We start from the raw sequence: 20,482 nt of genomic DNA on the forward strand, positions 1-20,482 counted from the left end.
TAAATTGATGACCGCATCGCCATCCGCCAGTCAGGGCGCCAAGCCAAAACTCGCCTTCCGTCCGCTGCCGGTGCCGCAGGTCGACGTGCGCGGCTTCTGGGGCGACCGCGTCGATGCCGTCGCGAGCAAAACCGCCGGCATCCTCTACGATCGCTGCGTCGAGGCGCGCATGCTCGAGCAGATCGATCCGGACCGGCCGTCGCCCGGCGTCGTCATTCCATTCCATTCACCGTCGCCGGACGAGGCAGCCACCGCCGGCAACGAATTCACCGGATCGACGGTGACGACCCAGATGTTCTGGGACTCCGACTGGGGCAAGACCATCGAGACCGCCGCCTATTCGCTCTACCGCCGCCGCAACGAGGAGCTGGAGAAGAAGATCGACGCCGTCATCGACATGTATGGCAAGCTGCAGCAGCCCGACGGCTATCTGTCGAGCTGGTACCAGCGCATCCAGCCGGGCCTGCGCTGGACCAATCTGCGCGATTGCCACGAGCTCTATTGCGCCGGCCACCTGATCGAAGGCGCGGTCGCCTATTACCAGGCCACAGGCAAACGCAAGCTGCTCGATATCATGTGCCGCTACGCCGACCATATCGCAGAAACATTCGGTCCCGAGCCCGGCAAGAAGAAGGGCTATTGCGGCCACGAGGAGATCGAGCTGGCGCTGGTCAAGCTGGCGCGGGTGACGGGCGAGCGCAAATACATGGAGCTTGCCAAATACTTCATCGATCAGCGCGGCCAGCAGCCGCATTATTTCGACGAGGAGGCGCGCGCCCGCGGCGCCGACCCGAAGGCCTATCACTTCAAGACCTACGAATACAACCAGTCGCACAAGCCCGTTCGCGAGCAGGACAAGGTCGTCGGCCATGCGGTGCGGGCGATGTACCTCTATTCGGGCATGGCCGACATCGCCACCGAATATGGCGACGACACGCTGCGGGTGGCGCTCGACCGGCTGTGGGACGATCTCATGACCAAGAACCTTTACGTGACTGGCGGTCTCGGGCCATCGTCGCACAACGAGGGTTTCACTGCCGATTACGACCTGCCCAACGACACCGCCTATGCCGAGACCTGTGCTTCGGTCGGCCTGGTGTTCTGGGCAAGCCGCATGCTCGGCATGGGCCCAAATGCGCGCTACGCCGACATCATGGAGCGGGCGCTCTACAACGGCTCGATCTCGGGCCTGTCGCTCGACGGCTCGCTGTTCTTCTACGAAAATCCGCTCGAAAGCCGCGGCGCCCACCACCGCTGGAAATGGCACCGCTGCCCGTGCTGCCCGCCCAATGTCGGGCGCATGGTCGCCTCGATCGGCAGCTATTTCTATGGCCTGTCGGACACAGCACTTGCCGTCCACCTCTATGGAAACGGCACGGCTCGTTTCGATATCGCCGGGGCGCAGATAGAGCTCACCCAGACCAGCAATTATCCCTGGGACGGCGCGGTCTCGATCTCCGTCGAACCGGAAGCGCCGACCGAGTTCACCTTGCACCTGCGGCTGCCGGCCTGGTGCCGCAAGGCAACGCTCAAGGTCAACGGCGCCGATATCGATCTGGATGCTGTCACCAGTGACGGCTATGCCGCGATCCGCCGCGAATGGCGCAAGGGCGACCGCGTCGAGCTCGATCTCGAAATGGCCGTCGACCGCCTCTACGCCAACCCGCAGGTGCGGCAGGATATTGGCCGCGTCGCACTGGCGCGCGGACCGCTGATCTATTGCATCGAAGAGACCGACAATTCCAGCCAGCTGCACCGCATCGCTCTACCGCGAACGGCCGACATCGAGACACACAAGCAGCCGAACCTTCTGGGCGGCGTCGTGACACTTTCGGCTATTGCCAAGAAGGAGGCTTTCGAAAACTGGGAAGAGGGGCTCTACCGCACCGAACCGCCGGCGGTCGAGGAAGCGAAAGTCACCGCCGTGCCGTACTTCGCCTGGGACAACCGCGATCCCGGCGAGATGCTGGTCTGGCTCAGGGACGAATAAAGCCCGACGGCGGCGCCCGGCCGATCTCCTCGGCCACAAGTTCCTGCAGCTGCCAGAGATTGCGGTCGCGGATGCCGCAGGCGTCGAGATGGCGAATGGTCTCGAACAGATATTCGGCGCCCGAACCCCAATGGCCGACGGCCGTGGCCAGGGTCGCCGCTATCGCTCGCTTTTCGAGCTTGCCGGCATAGCGCGGATTGGCGGGATCGACAACGAAACCAAGCGCTTGGCCCATGCCGTCGCCCGTCCTGACCTGCAGCCAGCGCGGCACGTTGACGGCCGGCAGGATGGTCATCTCGCGGCGCAGCAGCGCTTCGAGATTAGCCGCCACTGGCTCGGCGATCTCGAACACCATCCCCTGGCATTGGCCGCCGCGGTCGAGCGCCATCATCAGGCCGGGCTGCTCCACCGTGCCCCTGAAGCGCTGCACCGTAAAACAGAACGAACGGTGCCAGCCCGTCGCTACGGCCCGTTCGCCACCCCTGACCTCGCCGGCCGGCTTCCATAGCAGCGAACCATAGGCGAACAGCTTCACCGGCCCGGCCGGCGCGCCGGCCAGCACCTCGTCGCGAATGCGCGCGTAATCGGCATCGGTCATGTAGACCATGCCCGGCGTCGGCCCGGCGTCCTCGACCGCCCGCAAGGTGCGGGCGACCAGCGCCTCGGTCAGCGCCATCGGTGACTTGCGCGGCGCCGACTGACGCCGCGATGCGGCGGAAATGACCTTGCTCATCCTCGCACTCTCAGCTTTGCCGCCATGTTGCCGAAGGCTGGAGGATTCTCAAGGGCCGAGTACGCGGGCGCGGCATCAGGGTTCAAAACTGTCGTGTACAACAGCTTGACGGAATCGCACAAAATACGCGGCGGACTTTTGCGCGTCGAATTCCAGCCACGGCACCGCATCGCTCTGCCGCGAACGGCTGAGATCGAGGCACACAAGCAGCGAACCGTCTGGGCGGCGGCGTCACGCTTTCGGCGATTGCCAAAAGGAGACTTTCGAAAACTGGAAAGGGGCTCTACCGCACCGAACCGCCGGCGGTCGAGGAAGTGAAAGTCGGCGCCGTGCCGCATTTCGCCTGGCACAACCGCGACCCCGGCGAGATGCTGGTCTGGCTCAGAAGCGCCGGATAGCGGTATCGCCAATTTGAGCCGCGTGAACGCCTTGAATTCGCCGGGGCGCGCGTCATCTAGCTTTGAGTGGCGCCTGCCATTTGAACGGGTGGAGGCAGATTTTGGCGCTCGAAGCTGTCGCGCGTCCGAACGCCGGTGGCCGCTTTGTTGCGGTAGCCGTCGTCGCGGTGCCGTTGGCTTTCGTCGTCAGTGGGCTGGCCATTCGCTATGCCGCATTTGCTTCGGTTTCGGCAGAACCCGGCTTCGCGGCCTATGCCCAGGCGCTCTGCCGCTGGGATTGCGCGTGGTATGTCGGCATTTCCGAACACGGCTATGAGCGCTTTCCCATTCCAGGCCAGAGCAATGTCGGACGCTGGGGCTTTTTCCCGCTCTATCCGATGCTGGTGGCGGCAATCCGGTCTGTTTTCCGCTTTCCGACGATACTCGTCGCGTCGATCACATCGATTGCGTGCAGCTATGCCGCCTGTCTGGTGGCGTGGCCACTGCTCGAGAAGAACATGCGCGCTTATGTTCTGTATTGCGCCTTCCTGCTCAGCGGCCCGTTCTCCTATCACTTCACGACTTTCCTGACCGAACCTCTTTTCGTACTCCTGACTTCGTGCGTTTTTCTGGCGCTCAAACGCTCCAGCTATCTGGCTGCGGGACTGTCATCGGCTCTCCTGTCGGCAACCAGGCTCGTCGGGGTGCTCGTTGTATTCGCGACCGTCATTCAGATGTTCACGGATTACCGCGCAAAGGGCGGATCGACGCTGTCGTTCCCGCGTTGGCTGCTTGGCCGACCGGATCTGCTCGTCGCCATCTTCATCTCGCCAGCCGGCCTATTCGCCTACATCCTGTTTCTCTATCTGACCATCGGCGACGGCTTTGCCTTCCTGCACGTGCAGCGCGCGTTTGGACGGGTGCCGGGCAATCCGCTCGCCTTTATATGGGACGGGTTTTCGGCCGTTCCGACAACTGGATGGCTGCCCACGGCGCCGCAATGGAGCGCGCTCGCCGCACTCATCGGACTGGCGCTATCGGCGGTTCTGGCGGTTCGCAGGCAATATGGCGCCGCGTTGTTCTGCGCCTGCTGCATCATCCTGCCGCTGATCACGAACCTGGCCTCGATGGTCAGATACGTCGTTGGGCTTGCACCTCTGACAATATTGCTGGCCATGCTGTCGTCGGCGTCGAAGCTGACTTTTCTTGCGGCTCTGGCTCTCTTCCTGGGCGCCTGTTATTTCATGACCGTGGCATGGATCGGAGGCTATCTTGCCCTGGTCTGACATTTCGGGCCGGTATCTGCGCGGGGCCAGGCTTGCCAGCTACGCGCTGGCGGCGGTTCTGGCGGGAACGGAAATCGTCATTCTTGCGCTTGCTCTCAATCCGAATGTCAACGCCGATTATCGCGCCTATTACATTGACCGGACGACGACCTGCCTCAATCGCGATGCGGTCGGCAGCTATACCCTAGGCGAGACGGTGTCGTTCCGGTCCGACGGAGCCAAAAAGGCAGCCGGCATGAGGGTCTGCGGCTGGTCGGGACCCGTTGCCGACGGCACCCATTCCCTAGGCGAGACCTCGCGGCTTCGGCTGAAGATACCGCCGCTCCACGACAGTGTGACGGCCACGCTGCAAATGGCCGCCGCCATTCGCCCGCCGCAGGTCACGCAGCGGATTATTATTTCGGTGAATGGCGTTCGGGTGCATGCGGTGACGCTGTCCGGCAAAGAGCCGCGAACGGTCTCGTTCGTCATTCCAACGGCGGCCCTCGCCGAGGCCAGGATACTCGATGTCGCCTTCGACTACCTCGACGGCATTCCGCCAAGTTCGGCCGCCAGCAACATCTACAAGCGCGCCATCAAATTGTTGTCGTTCCGGCTCGATCCTGTTGAGCCGGGTTAGGGCGGGCGATCACGTTGCTGGCCGGGTCTTCGCTGCGCAAAAACCCACCGGTCGAGCATGAGAAGATTGACCGCTGGAACAAGCAAGCATGTAACCAGAATGGCGATGATCGGCGGCAGGCCGAGTTTGGCCGTCAAAACCGCCGGCGCCGCGTAGGCAACGGCGAAGCCTGTCGCCGTCAGCAAGAAAAAACGCGGAGCTTCCGATCGATGCGATCCGCTCGACGCGAAAGTCACGAACTTATGCGCGAGATAAGAAAACAGGGCGGCTGCGGTGTAAGCCGCGAGCGAGGCACCGACCGGCGAGAGGCCGAACCGTTGCCATTTTACCAAAGCGGCGGCCATCACTGCATAAAGGATCGTTGCGGCGATGCCGACCGACCCGAAGCGCGCCAGCACCCTCAGCCCGGCGTCGCCGGTTGAACGGCGCTCAGACACGCGCACTACACGCATACTGCGCTCCAAGCGGCAAAGGCGCGAATACCCGCTCGACCCTTCTGGCCAAGGGCCTTGCCGATGGCAGCAGCAGGAAATGCTCGGAGCGGATGTCCCGGAAGCCTGTTTCCTGAAAAACGGACCTCGCTTTGGCGGCGTTGAGCAGAACCGCGTCGTGATCGAACGGACACCGGAACACAGCAAGGCGCGTCAGTGGATTGTAGGGATTGTGCTCGATAATGCAGGCGACGCCGCCCGGCCGTACGACGCGCCGCATTTCCAGGAAGAAATCGAGCCAGGAGGAGGGCGGAACGTGATGGACGACGCAACTGGCGAAAGCCAGATCGAACGTGCCGTCCTCGTAAGGCAGCCCCTGAGTGCTGCAGGTCCTGTAGGCCACGCGCGGATTGTGTTGGCTGGCGTGCAAAATCGATTCTTGCGAGACATCGCAACCATCGACGCTGTCGAAAGCACCGTCGAGGTAGGGGTGGAGCGAACCGACGCCGCAGCCGACATCCAGCGCCCTTACAGCCGACCCACCCTGCCGAAGCTTTCGCTCGAAGACCAGACGCCGCAGCAGATCCGCCTTGGCGACAAGGAAGAAGTCGTGGCTGAGTCCGGAAAACCGGATGGACCCTTCGACCGCCTCGCCATAGTTGGATTTATAGCTGTCGAAGAGTTCGGCCATTGGCGGGGACTCCACTCCTGGGTTTGTGAAACGATCGGCGGCGCTCACCGGAGGCGGCACGCATCGACTCGTCGAAGCCGGTGAGCCGATCGATGACATAAAGCGGGCGGCGTTTCACCTCGGCGTGGATGCTGCCGACGTAGAGTCCGACCACGCCGGTCATGAAAAGGTTGATCCCGCACAGGAGCGACACGATCACCACCGTGGATGTCCACCCGGCAATGATCCCGGTTTCAAAAAACCAGGCAAAGATGGCGTAGGCGCCAAAGACCCCCGCAAGCGCGGAAATGACCAACCCGCCCCAGAGCGCCAGGCGCAACGGCTTCTCGGAGAAACTGACGATGCCGTGAACCGCAAGGTGCATCATCTTCCAGAACGGGTATTTGGTCTGGCCCAGGGTTCGTGCGTGGCGCTCAAATGGCACGGCCGTCTGCTTGAACCCCATCCAGCCGAACATGCCCCTGACGAAGCGGTCATGTTCGGGCATACGCTTGAAGGTTTCCAGCGCCTTGCGGCCGACTAGGCGGAAGTCGCCGACGTCGCGCGGAATATCGACCGACGTCATTTTCTCCAGCAGGCGATAGAAAAGACTTGCCGTAAAGCGCTTGAACCAGGATTCGCCCTCGCGCTTGACCCGGCGGGCGTAGACGATCTCGAAACCTTCCTTCCACTTAGCCACCAGATCGAGAACGACTTCCGGCGGATCCTGCAGGTCCGCATCCATGACGATGACGGCATCGCCCGCAGCGGCGTCCATGCCGGCGGTAATCGCCACCTGGTGGCCGAAATTGCGGGAAAATTCGATCAGCCGAAAGCGCGGCTCGGCGGCGACCACTTTTTGAAGGTATTCGACGCTTCCATCGCGGCTTCCGTCATCGACGAAGATGGCCTCCGTTTCGCCGTCCAGCCGGCCGATAAGCGAACTGATCCGCTCGATCAGCCGAGGCAGCACCTGTTCTTCATTGTATACGGGCAGGACCAGCGAGTAGCGCGGCGGTGACCTGTTCACCGTTATTCCCGGGCCTTGGACCACAGACTCTCGCATGCGGTTGAAAATGGAACGCAAGCTACAAAGTTCCAAAGGCAATTAAGAAACTGCTAATTTAGTTAGTTCTGAAGGGGATACCGATCCTCGAGGAGGACTGAAGGGTGTCGTGGTGACGTCGGACGTCCGCATCGAAGCGTGAAATTATCGGTAGGCTGCCGGCGCGATCGGCCTGGCGAGAAGCAGTCGCTGAGGCATAACCCGTTGACCGCATTGCCTGCTCCCGGACTTGCCTGTTGAAGCAGCACTACGGGTGACCTGAGCGTGCGGGCCGACCGCTTCGACGCATGTCAGACATGGCTCATGGAACATGGTCGCCGAGCCCGGCCGAGTATCGCGCTTGTAGGCCGCCGAGCGTCCTGGCCGGAACCTATCGTACCGGCCGGGCCTTAGCTGGTCCGGCCGGTACGATACAACACTTGCTGGCCAGACGAGGGCGGCCGTCAAGCGGCCGGCCGGATGTTTTGGTTCACCCGGAAGAGGTTGTTCGGGTCGTATTTCTTCTTTAGCGAGGCCAGGCGCTCGTAGTTATCGCCATAAGCCGCCTTGAGCCTTCCCTCGCCCTCGTCATCCATCATGAAGTTCAGATAGGCGCCACCCAGATCGAACGGATGCACGGCCTCCCAGTAGGCCTTGGTCCAGCGCGTCACCGGCCCCGCTTTCTGTGGGTCCGGATCGATCCCGGCGATGACCATCGACCAGGTCGCATCACGGTAATTCCAGGGTGTCTCGTCTTTGCCGACGCGATGGACCGCGCCGTCGATCGGATAGAGATGCATGAGCGATAGCTCGCTCGGTGTTTTCGCCGCCTGCTCGAGATGAGCGTCGATCGCCTCGTCGGACAGCGTCTTGACAAAATCGCCCCGCCAATACCACTGCATCCCCTTCGGGTAGAGCCCATCGAACATGCTCTGCACCGCGGGATAGGGCATCATTCCCATCCAATTGAACCAGGGCGCGGGGAGCGCATCGAGTAGCGGAGCCAGCGCCTCTCTGCCCTTTTCCTCCGGGCCGTTGTAGCAACACATCAGCAGACACATCCGCTTTCCCCAAAACTCTTCCGGGAACGGTGCGCTCGACAGGATCGTCTTGAGCCCGAGGAAGATCCCGAGTTCCTCGGGCGCGCGCGGCAGGAACTCGCGATAATGCTGCATGATGGTGCGGGCCTGGCGCTGATCCCATGCGATCGGCCCCGCAAAGACCATGCTGACCTGGTGGAGCTTGAACACAAAGCTGGTGACGACGCCGAAATTGCCGCCGCCGCCGCGAAGCGCCCAGAACAGGCTAGGGTTCCGCTCCTTGCTGGCGGTGACGAAGCTGCCGTCGGCAAGCACGACATCGGCCTCGACCAGATTGTCGATGGTCAGGCCATATTTGCGCGTCAGATAGCCATGGCCGCCGCTCAGCGTCAGTCCGGCGACCCCGGTGGTCGAGATGATGCCCGCCGGTACGGCCAGGCCAAAGGCATGGGTTGCGTGGTCGAGGTCGCCCTGAGTGCAGCCCGGACCCACCCGCGCCGTACGGGCATCCGGATCGACACGCACGCCGTTCATCGCCGACAGGTCGATCACCAGACCGTCGTCGCAACTCCCCAATCCTGGTCCGTTATGGCCGCCGCCACGTACCGCAACCAGCAAATTGTTGTCGCGGCCGAAATTCACCGCTGTGATCACGTCGGCCACGTCCACACAGCGGGCGATGATCAGCGGCCGCTTGTCGATCATGCCGTTGTAGAGCTTGCGGGCCTCATCATAGCGGGCGTCGCCGGTCCGGATGACTTCGCCCCGCAGGCTTGCTGCGAATTTGGTGATGTCTTCATCGTGCATGACATTCCTCCCTGTTATTGGACCTGTCGGCCGGTCGATGAAACGCTAATCCCGTCCGCTGTTCCCGCAAATGTCACATCGTCCATTTCTGTTGCCCGATCGTTCAGAGTAGGATTAGACCGGATGGGTAGTTGCTCGGGCGGCTGTATTGCCGGATAGTTCGAGATGCCTGGCCGAAAAACTCGTTGTCAAAGGGAGTAGCCGATCGTTTCCGGAGGTGTAGTGCATGGATGTCCTTTCCGATGTGCTCCGAGCCGTTCGCCTCACCGGTGCGATCTATTTCGACGTCGACGCCAGCTCTCCCTGGGTCGGCGAGTCGCCGGGCACGGCCGACATTGCCGCCGCCATCATGCCGGAGGCAGAGCACATCATTTCTTTTCATGCCGTGATGTCGGGCTCGTGCTGGGCCGCGCTGGCAGACGATTCGGTGCCCCCGGTGCTCGTGAACGCCGGTGATGTCGTTGTCTTCCCCGGTGGTGTTCCGAACGTCTTGAGCTCTTCGCCCGGAGCGCGGGGCGAACCCAATATGGCGATGTATTATCGGCCGATTGACGAGAGCCTGCCGTTCGCGGTGATCCATGGTGGCGGGGGAGACGAGCGGACCCGGTTCATTTGCGGGTATCTTGGCTGCGATGCACGTCCCTTCAATCCTCTCCTCGCTGCATTGCCGGCCATCCTGTGTGCCCGCAAGCCCGCCGATGGAAGCAGCTGGGTTATCGACCTGTTTCGGCTGGCGCTGGCCGAAGGTGGCAGTGGGCGGGCGGGCGGTGAAACGATCCTCGCCAAGCTGAGCGAGCTGATGTTTGTCGAGATCATCCGCCGCCATCTCGAGACCCTCCCCGGCGATTCGCGCGGCTGGCTGTCAGGCCTACGGGATCCACATGTCGGCGAGGCGCTCCGGCTCATCCACGCTCGCCCCAGGGAGGAATGGACATTGGACCGGCTCGCCCGCGAAGTAGGGCTCTCGCGCACGGCGTTTGCGAGCCGCTTTACCCACTATGTCGAGGTCTCGCCGATGCACTATCTTGCTCGCTGGCGTCTGCAACTGGCGGGACGTTTGCTCGAACGGCCCGAAATGAGCATTGCGCAAGCGGGTGCCGAGGTCGGCTACGAGTCGGGAGCCGCCTTCAATCGCGCCTTCAAAAAGTTCGTCGGCATTCCACCTGGCACCTGGCGAAAGGGACGGTCGGCGTTGCTCGAGGCTCAAAGATTGCCCGCTGGCGTCGTGCAATAGGAAAGAACTGGCCGGGCGTTGACGCTGCGGTCTGCGTGCCGCGTCCCAATGCTCGAAAGCCCCCTGGCACAAAGCGGTCGACGATGACCGGCCGCCTCGGCGCGCTAGGGCGAGGCGTTTCAGGCTTCGCGCCTCAATCCTTCGCGCGCTCGACATACGCGCCATCCGCCGTCATCACCACCACGCGGGTGCCGGCGCTGATGTGTGGTGGCACCAGGGTACGCACGCCGTTGGACAGCGTTGCCGGCTTGTAGGACGAGGACGCCGTCTGGCCCTTGGTCACCGGCTCGGTCTCGACCACCTCGAAAGTGGCGCGCTGCGGCAGTACCAGCGAGATGGCGATGCTGTTGTATTGCGAGATCTGCACCGGCATGCCTTCCACCAGGTAGGGCGCCATGTCGCCGACCACGCTCTCCGGCACCGCCACCTGGTCGTAGCTCTCCGGGTTCATGAAATGAAAGCCTTCGCCGTCCTGGTAGAGGAAAGTGTGCTCGCGCTCCTCGACATAGGCGCGCTCGACCTGCTCGGTGGTGCGGTAACGCTCGGAAACTTTAACCCCGTCGGAGATACGCCGCATGTCGAGCTGGGTGACCGGCGTACCCTTGCCAGGATGAATGTTTTCGGCAAAGAGGATCACATAAAGCTTGCCGTCCTTTTCGACGACGTTGCCTTTGCGTAAGGAGCTGGCGATGACCTTCACGGGTTTCCATCCTGATAAAATTTGTTGGCGCAAATCGGCTGGAGAGGCCGTTGGGTGCGGCCTAGCGCATCTTGGCCGCAATCGCCAGCCCTCTGTGCAATTCGCCTGAAGCCGATGACCGCCGCTTCGCCATGGTGGACGCCGCATGTCCATGCCGACCGCCGGCCGCGGCTGATCCTGCGCAACGCCATTGCCGCCGGCATGCGCGACTGGTTCGCCCGCCGTGACTTCGTGGAGGTGGAGACATCGGCCCTGCAGATCTCGCCCGGCAATGAAGCGCATCTGTCGGCCTTTGCCACCGAGGCGATCGGGCCGGACGGGCAGCGCCAGCCGCTCTACCTCCACACTTCGCCGGAATTCGCCTGCAAGAAGCTGCTTGCCGCCGGCGAGGAGCGCATCTTCAGCCTCGCTGCTGTGTGGCGCAACCGTGAGCGCGGCCCCTTGCACCATCCGGAGTTCACCATGCTCGAATGGTACCGCGTCGGCGAGGCCTATGAGAGCCTGATGCGCGATTGCGCCGAGCTCGTCGCGCTGGCGGCCGAACGGGCGGGCGCAAAGCGTTTTAGCTTCCGCGGCCGCGAGGCCGACCCGTTCGCCGAGCCGGAACGGTTGAGCGTCGCCGAAGCCTTCATGCGCCATGCCGGCATCGATCTGCTGGCGACTGTGGCAGCCGATGGCAGCACCGACCGCGCGGGGTTGCATGCCGCCCTGGTCCAGGCCGGATTGCGGACCGCGCCCGACGACAATTGGGCCGACCTGTTCAGCCGGGTGATGGTCGAAAAAATCGAACCGGCGCTGGGGCAGGGGCGCGCCACCATTCTTTTCGGATATCCGATCTCGGAGGCGGCATTGGCCAGGCCGAGCGCCGACGATCCACGCACCGCCGAGCGTTTTGAGCTTTATTGCTGCGGCGTCGAGCTTGCCAACGCCTTTGGCGAGTTGATCGATCCGGCCGAGCAGCGCCGGCGCTTTGCCGCCGAAATGGACGAAAAGCAGCGTGTCTATGGCGAACGCTATCCGATCGACGAGGATTTCCTCGCCGCCCTCGCCATCACGCCGCAAGCGAGCGGCGCGGCGCTCGGCTTCGACCGGCTGGTGATGCTCGCCACCGGCGCGCTCAGGATCGACGACGTGATCTGGACGCCGGTGGCCGCTTCCTGAGGGATTGTCGATCTCGCCATTGCCGCTCACCTGCCTGACACTGGCAGCCCTGTTCAGGCGCTTGATGCACCCGCTTTGCGCCTTCTCCCATTGCAGAAGCTGCATCGGGACAATAGATGGTGCAGCAGCGGCTGCCCTTCAGCCGGCCGGAAATAACAGGATTATGCGCATGACCGATACGCTCGACGCAGCGAAACTGACCGACCGCGTCGCGGCCCTGGTCGAGGCTGCCAAACGGGCCGGCGCCGATGCCGCCGATGCGGTTGCAGTACGCGGCCGCTCAACCGGTGTGTCGGTGCGGCTTGGCAAGGTCGAAGGCACAGAGGCGTCCGAGAGCGAGGACGTCTCGTTGCGCGTCTTCGTCGGCAGACGGGTGGCGAGCGTTTCGGCAACGGCGGCATCCGACCCCAATATGCTGGCTGAGCGCGCCGTCGCCATGGCCAAAGTGTCGCCCGAAGATCCCTATCAGGGTCTCGCCGATCCGGCCTTGCTGGTCAAAAAGCCGCGCGATCTCGATCTGTTCGACGCCACCGAGGTATCGGCGGACCAGTTGAAGGAAGCAGCCCTTGCCGCCGAGGCGGCGGCGCTTGCCGTCAAGGGCGTCACCAATTCGGCCGGCAGCGGCGCCAGCGCCGGGCTCGGCGGCCTTGTGCTCGCCACTTCGCATGGGTTTGTCGGCCATTATGTCGCGTCGCGCTTTTCGCGCTCGACCAGCGTCATCGCCGGCGAGGGCACCGGCATGGAGCGCGATTACGAATTCTCCTCGCGCCAGCATTTTTCCGATCTCGACGCGCCGGAAGACATCGGCCGCAAGGCCGGTGAGCGCGCCGTACGCCGCATTGGCGCGCGCAAGGCGGCGACCGGGCCGGTCGACGTGGTGTTCGATCCGCGCGTCGCGCGCGGCATTGCCGGCCATCTCGCCGGTGCCATCAATGGCGCCGCGGTGGCGCGCAAGACCAGCTTTCTGCGCGACATGATGGGCAAGAAGGTGGCTTCGGCCGCAATCACCGTCACCGACGAGCCGCTCCGGCGCCGCGGCCAGGCCTCGCGCCCCTTCGACGGCGAAGGCGTCGAGGGCGAGAAATTGTTCATGGTCGACAAGGGCGTGCTCAACCACTGGTTCCTGTCGACCTCGGCGGCGCGGGAACTCGGCCTCGTCACCAATGGGCGCGGCTCGCGCAGCGGCTCGTCGGTCTCGCCATCGTCGACCAATCTCGCCATCGAGCCCGGGGAAAACACGCCGGAAGAGCTGATCAAGTCGCTCGAGACCGGCTTCTACGTCACCGAAGTGTTCGGCCAGGGGGTCGACATGGTGACGGGCGAATATAGCCGCGGCGCTTCCGGCTTCTGGATCGAGAATGGCGAGCTGGCCTATCCCGTTGCCGAGGTGACCATCGCCTCCAATTTGAAGACGATGTTCCTCAACATGGTTCCGGCGAGCGATCTCGACCGCAATTTCGGCACTGCCGCGCCCACGCTTTTGATCGAAGGGATGACCCTTGCCGGAGCTTGATCCGGCCGTCTCGGCCGGCGCTACTGAAGACCTGCAGCTGCTGCGCGACGCTGCCCGCGAGGCGGGGCTCATCGCCATGCAGTACTTCAACAACAATCCGCAAGTATGGATGAAGGGCGGCACCTCGCCGGTCAGCGAAGCTGATCACGCCGCCGACAAATATCTGCGCGAGACCTTGCTGGCGGCCCGGCCGGACTATGGCTGGTTGTCGGAGGAAACCGTCGACGACCCGGTAAGGCTTGTCGCGCGCCGCACCTTCGTCGTCGATCCGATCGACGGCACGCGCGGCTTCCTCGAAGGCCTGCCCACATGGTGCGTCAGCGTCGCGGTGGTCGAGAACGGCCGCACGCTTGCCGGCGTGCTCGACTGCCCGGCGAAGGGCGAAATCTATTGGGCGCTGCCGGGCGAGGGCGCATTCCTGAATGGCAAGCGCATCAGCGTGCGTCCGCCGTCGGAAACGGCCGAAATCGCCGGACCGAAGGCGATGATCGACCTGATGCCGGCGAAATGGCACAAACGGCTGAAGCGCGTGCCCTATATTCCTTCGCTCGCCTACAGGTTGGCGATGATCGCCGGCGGCCAGCTCGATGCCACCTTCGTCAAGGCCAACGCGCATGACTGGGACATCGCCGCGGCCGACCTCATCCTGCGCGAGGCAGGCGGCGCCGTGCTCGATCGGCACGGCCGCGCGCCGCTCTATGCCGGCGAAGTGATCCGCCACGGCGCGCTTGCCGCCGGCAGCGGCGAACTCCTCGCTGTGCTCGCCGGCGTCATCGCCGGGCTGGACAATTGACCATCATCAATAGTTCCAAAGTCGGCGGCTTTGGTCTAGACCTGTCCCAAACTCACGATATGTGAAGGATCGACATGGCCGCTGAAGACGGAAAGAAACAGCTTTTGCACCTGGTGTTCGGCGGCGAACTCAAGAAGCTGGGCGGCACCGAATTCCGCGACCTCGACGCGCTCGACGTAGTCGGCATCTATCCCGACTATCAATCGGCGCACGCCGTCTGGAAGGCCAAGGCGCAAGCCAGCGTCGACAATGCCCATATGCGTTATTTCGTCGTTCACCTGCACCGCCTGCTCGACCCCGAAAACAAGGCTGCCGGTTGACATCGATGAACCATGAAGCGGTCAAGCGATCAGCCCCGCGGTCGGCGGTCAGACGTCGCAAGCCGAAGACGTTCTGGCGCAAGATCCGCGAACCGCTGGCGCAGTCGCGATTCGTCAAGAATGCGCTTGCCGCGCTGTTTGCGTATTTCGTCCGCCTTGTCCGCCTGACCAACCGCATGGTCGACGGATCGGCGAAGTTTTCCGGCGGCGCCTATGCGCAGCTCGAGCCTGGCATCATCGCGCTCTGGCACGGCCAGCATCTGCTGACGCCGGCCTATTATCCCAAGGGACGGCCACTGGTTGCCATGGTGTCGCGCAGCGCCGATGCCGAGCTCAACGCGCTGATGGTCGAGAAATTCGGCATCGAGGCGGTGCGCGGCTCTGGCGGGCGCGAAAGCGCAAGGCATCTCGACAAGGGCGGCGCCAAGGCGCTCATCGCCCTCAAAAAGTCGCTCGCCACCGGCAAGAATGTCGCCATGATTGCTGATATTCCCCACGGCACGCCGCGCGATGCGGGGCTCGGCGTCGTCCTCCTGGCGCGGCTGTCCGGCCGGCCGATCCTGCCTGCCGCGATTGCCACCAGCCGCCGCAAGGTGATCGAGGGCAGCTGGGACAAGACGACGATCAACTTGCCCTTCGGCCGCTCCTCGATTGTCGTCGGCACGCCTGTCTTCGTGCCGGCCAACGCAGACGCCGCGGAAATGGAACGCAAGCGCCAGGAGGTCACGGCCTCGCTCAATGCCGCGACCGCCGAGGCCTATCGCCTTGTGGACGGTTCGAAATGAGTATGCGCTGGGCGCGCGCCTTCCTGACGGCATACCGCTTCGCCGGGGCCGCCGCCTACCCGCTGGTCGGACCTTATGTCGCCTGGCGCACATCCAGAGGCAAGGAGGATCGCATTCGCCGGCGCGAGCGCTACGGCGTCGCCGGACGCGAGCGCCCCGAAGGCCCGGTGATCTGGATCCATGCAGCCAGCGTCGGCGAGACCATCGCCGTCGTGCCGCTGGTCGAGAGCATTCTCGACTACGGCGTCAACATCGTGCTGACGACGGGCACCGTCACCTCGGCGCAGGTCGCCGAAGAACGGCTGGGCGGCCGCATCATCCACCAATATGTGCCGCTCGACCTCAAGCCGGCGGTCAGCCGCTTCCTCGATCATTGGCAACCGGACCTGGCGATCATCGCCGAATCGGAGATCTGGCCGATGACCATCCTGGAACTCGGCGCCCGCCGCGTGCCGCAGGTTCTGGTCAATGGCAGGCTGTCCGACCGCTCCTTCAAATCCTGGAAGAAGCGCGCCAACATCGCCGAAGCATTGTTCGAAAATCTCGCCCATGTCGTCGCCCAGTCGGATCTCGATGGCGAGCGCTTCCTTTCGCTCGGCGCCCGGCCGGTCACCGTGTCCGGCAATCTCAAGGTCGACACCGCGCCGCCGCCGGCCGACGAACGGGCACTGGCGGCGCTGAAACGCCAGATCGGCGCTCGCCCGACCTGGGCGGCGATTTCGACCCATGACGGCGAAGAGGCGGTCGCGGCCGAAGTTCACGCCATGCTGCACAAGCGGCACCACGGGCTTTTGACGATCATCGTGCCGCGCCATCCCGAACGCGCCGGGCAGCTGGCCGCCCAGATTTCCGGCATGGGCCTGAAGCTGGCGCAGCGCAGCAAGGGCGACAGGATCACCGCCGATACCGATATTCTGCTCGGCGACACGATCGGCGAGATGGGGCTTTATCTGAGGCTGACGGAAATTGCCTTTGTCGGCCGTTCGCTGACTTCCGAGGGCGGCCAGAACCCGCTGGAACCGGCCATGCTGGAGACAGCGGTGCTTGCCGGCCGCAACGTCCAGAATTTTCGCGAGGCCTATCAGCGCCTGCTCGACAGTGGCGGCGCCAAGCTGGTGCGCGACCGCGATATGCTGGCCGGCGCCGTCAATTTCCTTTTGACCAACGAGGTGGCTCGTCACGAAATGATGGCGGCGGGTGCGGCGACCGTCGACGAGATGCGCGGTGCGCTGGCACATACGCTCAGGTCGCTCGAGCCCTATATCCAGCCGCTGGTCGTCAAGTCGCGCCTGAAGGGCGCGAACGGGCGTTGACGTGACCTCGGAAGCGCCGCCCTTCTGGTGGGAAGAGCCGGACTGGCGGGTCGTGGCGCTGTCGCCGCTTTCCGCCATCTATGCACTTATCGCCGGTCGCCGCATGCGGCACGCGCCGCGCGAAAAAGTCGAGGCGCCGGTGCTCTGCATCGGCAACTTCACGGTCGGCGGCACCGGCAAGACGCCGGTGGCGATCGCATTGGCCGAGCAGGCCCGGCGCATGCAGCTCAATCCCGGTTTCCTGTCGCGCGGGCATGGCGGCTCCTTCGCGCAGCCGCATGTCGTCGATCCGCACCACGACGCCGCCAAGCATGTCGGCGACGAGCCGCTGCTTCTGGCCGAACATGCGCCGGTCGCGGTGACGCCGAACCGGGCCGCCGGCGCCAGGCTTCTGCTGGAGAAGCTCGGCTGCGATTTCCTGATCATGGATGACGGTTTTCAGAGCGCGCGCATCCACATCGATTATGCGCTGGTCGTCGTCGACGCGCGCCATGGCATCGGCAATGGCCGCGTCATCCCCGGCGGACCGCTGCGGGCGAACATCGTCGACCAGCTGGTCTTCACCAGCGCCTTGCTGAAGATGGGCGAGGGCACCGCGGCCGACACGGTCGTGCGCCAGGCAGCGCGCGCCGGCAGGCCGATCTTCGAGGCGCACACCGCCCCGAGCAGCACGGTGATGCTGGCCGGCAGGCGGTTCCTGGCGTTCGCCGGCATCGGCCATCCCGACAAGTTTTTCGACACCGTAGCCGAGGCCGGCGGCGAGCTTGCGCTGACCCGACCGTTTCCCGACCATCATTTCTACAGCGCGGACGAGCTTGCCGAATTGGCGGCGACGGCACGTAAAGCCGGGCTTGGCCTGATTACCACCGCCAAGGATGCTGCCCGCCTGCGTCACGGCGCAGCGCCGCCGGAATTCCTCGACCGGCTCGATGTGCTGGAGATCGACACCGTCTTCGAGCTCGACCATGTGCCGCAACGCATCATCGACGAAACGCTGGATGCCTGGCGGCAGCGCAGGCTTAGAGGCTGACCAGCAGCTTGGGCACCGAGGCAATGCGGGGACCGGAATTTTTCCGCCGGTCGAGTGTATTTTGTTCTTGCTTTGTGCCGGCAGCTATGCTACTAATTTGTATATGGTGATGATTCGCCGACGACCCGCCCTCGAGCCCCGAGGCGGGTTTTTTATTTCAAGATAACTTCTAAGGTTTCGGTGTCGCTGGCTTGACGTCGCGGCAGGAGACGGCGCGCGAAGGATCGCAACGGGGCGACTTGCATTTGCGTCAGACTACCGTCGGCGGCGCAGTTCCGGATGCGCTTCGATCTCGCGGCGCAATGATGCAGCGGCATTCAGATAGGGTTCCTGCCTGGCGACACTCCAATATTTGAGCTCGTCGAGCGGGATGCTCTCGCCGGTCACCGCACAGCGAACGAAGGCGCCGGGGCTAGTCACCTGGAAATCGCCGTCGAGATAGCGGATGCGGGCTTCCTTGCCGCCGGGGCCTTCGAAACGGTTCATCATGGGGTGGAGCCGAAATTCATGACGATGTCATCGCCACAAATTGCGGCGAGGTCAAGCTTGGTTGGCTTTGCCTGCCTCTGTTTCTGGTGACACTTGCTCGAACAAGCCGGCAAAGCGGATGCCAATGCATGTCGCGCAAAAGTGTGCAGCGGTTTTGCGATAACGACATGCATAAACACAAGAACCTGAAGCGCGTCGCATGAGGCCGGTCGAACGCGACGCGCTTCAGGCATCTCATTCTTCGGCGATGATAAACTCTTCGATCCTCTCCGCTGGCAGCCCGGCCTGGACTGCGATGCGACGAGCAAGTTCGGCTGCCGCGGCGCGCGGCCGCCCCAGCGGCCGGTCGAGCCAGTAGGATATCGGACTGAGGGCACGGCGCTCGTCTACGGCGACGATGCGGCCCGATTTCAATTGGTCCACCGTCAATGGCGGACGCGCCAGCGCAATGCCGAGCCCGTGCGCGGCGGCGTCGAGCACGAGGTTGTAATCCTCGAAACGGCGGTCGTGCGGCCGCGGCCGATAGTCCATCTCCTGCGCCGCAAACCAGGCGCGCCACGCCGAAGCGTCGGAATCGTTGATCACCGGAAATTCGAGCAGCCGGGCCGGATCGCCGCGGCCGATCTCCCTGGCTAATTCCGGCGAGGCGACCGGGAACACATATTCTTCGAAAAGCTGCACCGAGATCCGGCCCGGAATGCGGCCGCGCCCGCAGCGGATCGACAGGTCGATGCCCTCGTCGGCAAGATCGCCCTGGCGGATGTCGACGTCGAGCACGATGCGCAGCTTGGACGGGTGGTTCTCCAGCGCCGCCATGCGCGGCATCAACCACAGCCCGCTGACCGAGGGGATCGAGGTCAGCCGCACCACCGCCGTGCCGCGCGGCTCGACCCAGCGATCCGAATTGCTGGCGATCAGGGCGAAGGCTTCGGTGGTGCGCAGATGCAGGCGATTGCCCTCGACGGTCAGCGAGACGCCGCGCGCGCCGCGATCGAAGACTTTCAGCCCGAGCCAGTTCTCGAGCTTGGCGATCTGCCTGCTGACGGCGCCATGGGTGATGTTGAGCTTCTCGGCCGCCGCCGAAAAGCTGCCTGCCCGCGCCGCGGCATCGAAGGCGCGCAGGGTTTCAAGCGGCAGCATCGAGTCTGAGCTGTGATCCATAGTCACAGGTGATACTCGATTTGTTCGTTTGTCAATCGACGCGCAATAGCGTTTCTCTACTTCATGGCATTGGATCGCGAGGACACCGAGATGAGCGTCTATACCGGCACGTTGAATACGACACAGCGTATGGATGCCACAGCTGCCATCGCGGTGGCGCTGACGGTGGTCGGCTGGGCTTCGGCCTTTCCGGCGATCCGCGCCGGCCTTGCCGCCTTCGGGCCGCTGGAACTTGGCGCGTTGCGCTTTGCCATCGCCGCGGTTCCGGCGGCGATCTTTCTCGCGGTCAAGCGGCCGGCTCTGCCCAGGCTCGACGAACTCTGGCGCTTTGTCTTCGGTGGTGCCGTCTTCGTCGCGCTCTACACTGTGATGCTCAATTTCGGCGAGCTGACCGTTTCGGCAGGTGCGGCCGGCTTCATCATCAATATCAGCCCGATCTTCACTGCGATCATGGCCATGGCGCTGCTCGGCGAACGCTTCTCAGGCCTGGCCTGGGCCGGCACATTCCTGTCCTTCGCCGGTATCGGCATCATCGCCATGGGCGAGGGGCAAGGCTTGCATTTCAACAATGGTGCGCTGCTTGTCCTCGGCTCGGCGCTGTGCTCGGCCGTCAACACCATCGTTCAGAAGCCGCTGTTTGGTCGCCACCACCCGCTGACCATCTCGGCCTCGAACATGGTGCTTGGCGCGCTCTGCCTGTCGCCATTCCTGCCGAGCGGTCTGGCGCAGGCAGCGGTCGCCGATACCGCCGGGCTCGGCGCCGTCATCTTTCTCGGCATCGTGCCCAGCCTCATCGCCTACGCTGCCTGGGCAACAGCACTTTCCCGACTGCCCGCGGCGCGTGCCTCGAACTTCCTCTATCTGGTGTCGCCGGTGGCGACGCTGATCGGCTTCTTCTGGCTTGGCGAGGTGCCGACGCTGTTCGGCATCCTCGGCGGCGCACTGGCGCTCGGCGGCGTTATCGTGGTGAATTTGAAGAGATGAT

21 protein-coding genes are annotated in these 20,482 nt (G+C 63.8%); 13 read left to right on the plus strand and 8 right to left on the minus strand.

All coding sequences use genetic code 11. The annotated features are described in order from the left end of the window. Positions 1-7 precede the first annotated feature (7 nt). Positions 8-1,990, plus strand: coding sequence for a glycoside hydrolase family 127 protein (locus NKH89_RS18860; protein WP_352909519.1), 1,983 nt, complete (start codon positions 8-10; stop codon positions 1,988-1,990). Here the strand turns inward: NKH89_RS18860 and NKH89_RS18865 are convergent. After that, positions 1,977-2,723 carry a gamma-glutamylcyclotransferase gene (locus tag NKH89_RS18865; RefSeq protein ID WP_352481294.1) on the minus strand — a complete coding sequence of 249 codons (747 nt, stop codon included), beginning with the start codon at positions 2,721-2,723 and terminating at the stop codon, positions 1,977-1,979. The two genes, NKH89_RS18860 and NKH89_RS18865, sit on opposite strands and share 14 nt — an antisense overlap. Before the next feature lie 329 nt (positions 2,724-3,052). Between NKH89_RS18865 and NKH89_RS18870 the strand changes: the two genes are divergently transcribed. The 3 genes from NKH89_RS18870 to NKH89_RS18880 all read left to right on the plus strand — a co-directional run bounded on the left by NKH89_RS18870 (position 3,053) and on the right by NKH89_RS18880 (position 5,005). Beyond that, the gene (locus NKH89_RS18870; RefSeq protein ID WP_348633208.1) at positions 3,053-3,121 is read left to right on the plus strand and encodes a hypothetical protein; all 69 of its coding nucleotides are present in this window, start codon (positions 3,053-3,055) and stop codon (positions 3,119-3,121) included. A 101-nt stretch (positions 3,122-3,222) separates the two neighbouring features. Further along, on the plus strand, positions 3,223-4,386 hold the full coding sequence (locus NKH89_RS18875; RefSeq protein WP_023717154.1) for a putative hexosyltransferase: 1,164 nt from the start codon (positions 3,223-3,225) through the stop codon (positions 4,384-4,386). Further along, positions 4,373-5,005 carry a hypothetical protein gene (locus NKH89_RS18880; protein WP_023717155.1) on the plus strand — a complete coding sequence of 211 codons (633 nt, stop codon included), beginning with the start codon at positions 4,373-4,375 and terminating at the stop codon, positions 5,003-5,005. Before NKH89_RS18875 ends, NKH89_RS18880 begins: the two co-directional genes overlap by 14 nt. Here the strand turns inward: NKH89_RS18880 and NKH89_RS18885 are convergent. The 4 genes from NKH89_RS18885 to NKH89_RS18900 form a co-directional block, all read right to left on the minus strand. Next, positions 5,002-5,403, minus strand: a complete 402-nt coding sequence (locus NKH89_RS18885; RefSeq protein WP_352909521.1) for a GtrA family protein — start codon at positions 5,401-5,403, stop codon at positions 5,002-5,004. The two genes, NKH89_RS18880 and NKH89_RS18885, sit on opposite strands and share 4 nt — an antisense overlap. A 31-nt stretch (positions 5,404-5,434) precedes the next feature. Next, a complete protein-coding gene (locus NKH89_RS18890) occupies positions 5,435-6,127 on the minus strand; it encodes a class I SAM-dependent methyltransferase (protein WP_023717157.1) in 693 nt (230 codons plus the stop codon). Further along, positions 6,102-7,172, minus strand: coding sequence for a glycosyltransferase family 2 protein (locus NKH89_RS18895; RefSeq protein ID WP_156948034.1), 1,071 nt, complete (start codon positions 7,170-7,172; stop codon positions 6,102-6,104). Before NKH89_RS18895 ends, NKH89_RS18890 begins: the two co-directional genes overlap by 26 nt. A 443-nt stretch (positions 7,173-7,615) precedes the next feature. Next, the gene (locus tag NKH89_RS18900) at positions 7,616-8,998 is read right to left on the minus strand and encodes an FAD-binding oxidoreductase (RefSeq protein WP_352481291.1); all 1,383 of its coding nucleotides are present in this window, start codon (positions 8,996-8,998) and stop codon (positions 7,616-7,618) included. 226 nt (positions 8,999-9,224) lie between these two features. Here NKH89_RS18900 and NKH89_RS18905 point away from each other — a divergent pair, with 226 nt between their 5' ends. Beyond that, positions 9,225-10,232 carry an AraC family transcriptional regulator gene (locus NKH89_RS18905; RefSeq protein ID WP_352481290.1) on the plus strand — a complete coding sequence of 336 codons (1,008 nt, stop codon included), beginning with the start codon at positions 9,225-9,227 and terminating at the stop codon, positions 10,230-10,232. Between the two features lie 133 nt (positions 10,233-10,365). On the opposite strand, the gene efp is transcribed toward NKH89_RS18905, so the two are convergent. Then, on the minus strand, positions 10,366-10,932 hold the full coding sequence (efp, locus tag NKH89_RS18910) for an elongation factor P (RefSeq protein WP_023717161.1): 567 nt from the start codon (positions 10,930-10,932) through the stop codon (positions 10,366-10,368). A 114-nt stretch (positions 10,933-11,046) separates the two neighbouring features. Here efp and epmA point away from each other — a divergent pair, with 114 nt between their 5' ends. The 7 genes from epmA to lpxK all read left to right on the plus strand — a co-directional run bounded on the left by epmA (position 11,047) and on the right by lpxK (position 17,847). After that, the gene (gene epmA / locus NKH89_RS18915) at positions 11,047-12,093 is read left to right on the plus strand and encodes an EF-P lysine aminoacylase EpmA (protein ID WP_023717162.1); all 1,047 of its coding nucleotides are present in this window, start codon (positions 11,047-11,049) and stop codon (positions 12,091-12,093) included. A 169-nt stretch (positions 12,094-12,262) separates the two neighbouring features. After that, positions 12,263-13,606 carry a TldD/PmbA family protein gene (locus NKH89_RS18920; RefSeq protein ID WP_023717163.1) on the plus strand — a complete coding sequence of 448 codons (1,344 nt, stop codon included), beginning with the start codon at positions 12,263-12,265 and terminating at the stop codon, positions 13,604-13,606. Further along, positions 13,593-14,399 (plus strand): 3'(2'),5'-bisphosphate nucleotidase CysQ, encoded by an 807-nt coding sequence (locus tag NKH89_RS18925; RefSeq protein ID WP_023717164.1) that lies wholly within the window; start codon positions 13,593-13,595, stop codon positions 14,397-14,399. The genes NKH89_RS18920 and NKH89_RS18925 overlap by 14 nt, the downstream gene beginning before the upstream one ends. Before the next feature lie 74 nt (positions 14,400-14,473). Next, the gene (locus NKH89_RS18930) at positions 14,474-14,719 is read left to right on the plus strand and encodes a DUF4170 domain-containing protein (protein WP_023717165.1); all 246 of its coding nucleotides are present in this window, start codon (positions 14,474-14,476) and stop codon (positions 14,717-14,719) included. 5 nt (positions 14,720-14,724) lie between these two features. Continuing rightward, a complete protein-coding gene (locus NKH89_RS18935) occupies positions 14,725-15,504 on the plus strand; it encodes a lysophospholipid acyltransferase family protein (RefSeq protein ID WP_023717166.1) in 780 nt (259 codons plus the stop codon). Beyond that, positions 15,501-16,817, plus strand: coding sequence for a lipid IV(A) 3-deoxy-D-manno-octulosonic acid transferase (gene waaA, locus NKH89_RS18940; RefSeq protein WP_023717167.1), 1,317 nt, complete (start codon positions 15,501-15,503; stop codon positions 16,815-16,817). The genes NKH89_RS18935 and waaA overlap by 4 nt, the downstream gene beginning before the upstream one ends. A 1-nt stretch (position 16,818) precedes the next feature. After that, a complete protein-coding gene (lpxK, locus tag NKH89_RS18945) occupies positions 16,819-17,847 on the plus strand; it encodes a tetraacyldisaccharide 4'-kinase (protein WP_352588485.1) in 1,029 nt (342 codons plus the stop codon). A gap of 255 nt (positions 17,848-18,102) precedes the next feature. Here the strand turns inward: lpxK and NKH89_RS18950 are convergent, their stop codons facing one another. Together NKH89_RS18950 and NKH89_RS18955 are read right to left on the minus strand one after the other, a co-directional pair. Next, on the minus strand, positions 18,103-18,336 hold the full coding sequence (locus NKH89_RS18950) for a DUF2093 domain-containing protein (protein WP_031193470.1): 234 nt from the start codon (positions 18,334-18,336) through the stop codon (positions 18,103-18,105). Positions 18,337-18,570: 234 nt separating this feature from the next. Next, on the minus strand, positions 18,571-19,476 hold the full coding sequence (locus NKH89_RS18955) for a LysR family transcriptional regulator (protein WP_352481286.1): 906 nt from the start codon (positions 19,474-19,476) through the stop codon (positions 18,571-18,573). Between the two features lie 111 nt (positions 19,477-19,587). Here NKH89_RS18955 and NKH89_RS18960 point away from each other — a divergent pair, with 111 nt between their 5' ends. Next, positions 19,588-20,481 carry a DMT family transporter gene (locus NKH89_RS18960; RefSeq protein WP_352481285.1) on the plus strand — a complete coding sequence of 298 codons (894 nt, stop codon included), beginning with the start codon at positions 19,588-19,590 and terminating at the stop codon, positions 20,479-20,481. Position 20,482 lies beyond the last annotated feature (1 nt).

It is taken from the genome of Mesorhizobium sp. M0923 (assembly GCF_040319365.1).
GTDB lineage: Bacteria > Pseudomonadota > Alphaproteobacteria > Rhizobiales > Rhizobiaceae > Mesorhizobium.

Coding starts and splice junctions, on each gene's coding strand:
- NKH89_RS18860 (WP_352909519.1), top strand. CDS start 8: ATGACCGCATCGCCATCCGCCAGTCAGGGCGCCAAGCCAAAACTCGCC.
- NKH89_RS18865 (WP_352481294.1), bottom strand. CDS start 2,723: ATGAGCAAGGTCATTTCCGCCGCATCGCGGCGTCAGTCGGCGCCGCGC.
- NKH89_RS18890 (WP_023717157.1), bottom strand. CDS start 6,127: ATGGCCGAACTCTTCGACAGCTATAAATCCAACTATGGCGAGGCGGTC.
- NKH89_RS18895 (WP_156948034.1), bottom strand. CDS start 7,172: ATGCGAGAGTCTGTGGTCCAAGGCCCGGGAATAACGGTGAACAGGTCA.
- NKH89_RS18900 (WP_352481291.1), bottom strand. CDS start 8,998: ATGCACGATGAAGACATCACCAAATTCGCAGCAAGCCTGCGGGGCGAA.
- NKH89_RS18905 (WP_352481290.1), top strand. CDS start 9,225: ATGGATGTCCTTTCCGATGTGCTCCGAGCCGTTCGCCTCACCGGTGCG.
- epmA (WP_023717162.1), top strand. CDS start 11,047: ATGACCGCCGCTTCGCCATGGTGGACGCCGCATGTCCATGCCGACCGC.
- NKH89_RS18920 (WP_023717163.1), top strand. CDS start 12,263: ATGACCGATACGCTCGACGCAGCGAAACTGACCGACCGCGTCGCGGCC.
- NKH89_RS18930 (WP_023717165.1), top strand. CDS start 14,474: ATGGCCGCTGAAGACGGAAAGAAACAGCTTTTGCACCTGGTGTTCGGC.
- NKH89_RS18935 (WP_023717166.1), top strand. CDS start 14,725: ATGAACCATGAAGCGGTCAAGCGATCAGCCCCGCGGTCGGCGGTCAGA.
- waaA (WP_023717167.1), top strand. CDS start 15,501: ATGAGTATGCGCTGGGCGCGCGCCTTCCTGACGGCATACCGCTTCGCC.
- NKH89_RS18950 (WP_031193470.1), bottom strand. CDS start 18,336: ATGATGAACCGTTTCGAAGGCCCCGGCGGCAAGGAAGCCCGCATCCGC.
- NKH89_RS18955 (WP_352481286.1), bottom strand. CDS start 19,476: ATGCTGCCGCTTGAAACCCTGCGCGCCTTCGATGCCGCGGCGCGGGCA.
- NKH89_RS18960 (WP_352481285.1), top strand. CDS start 19,588: ATGAGCGTCTATACCGGCACGTTGAATACGACACAGCGTATGGATGCC.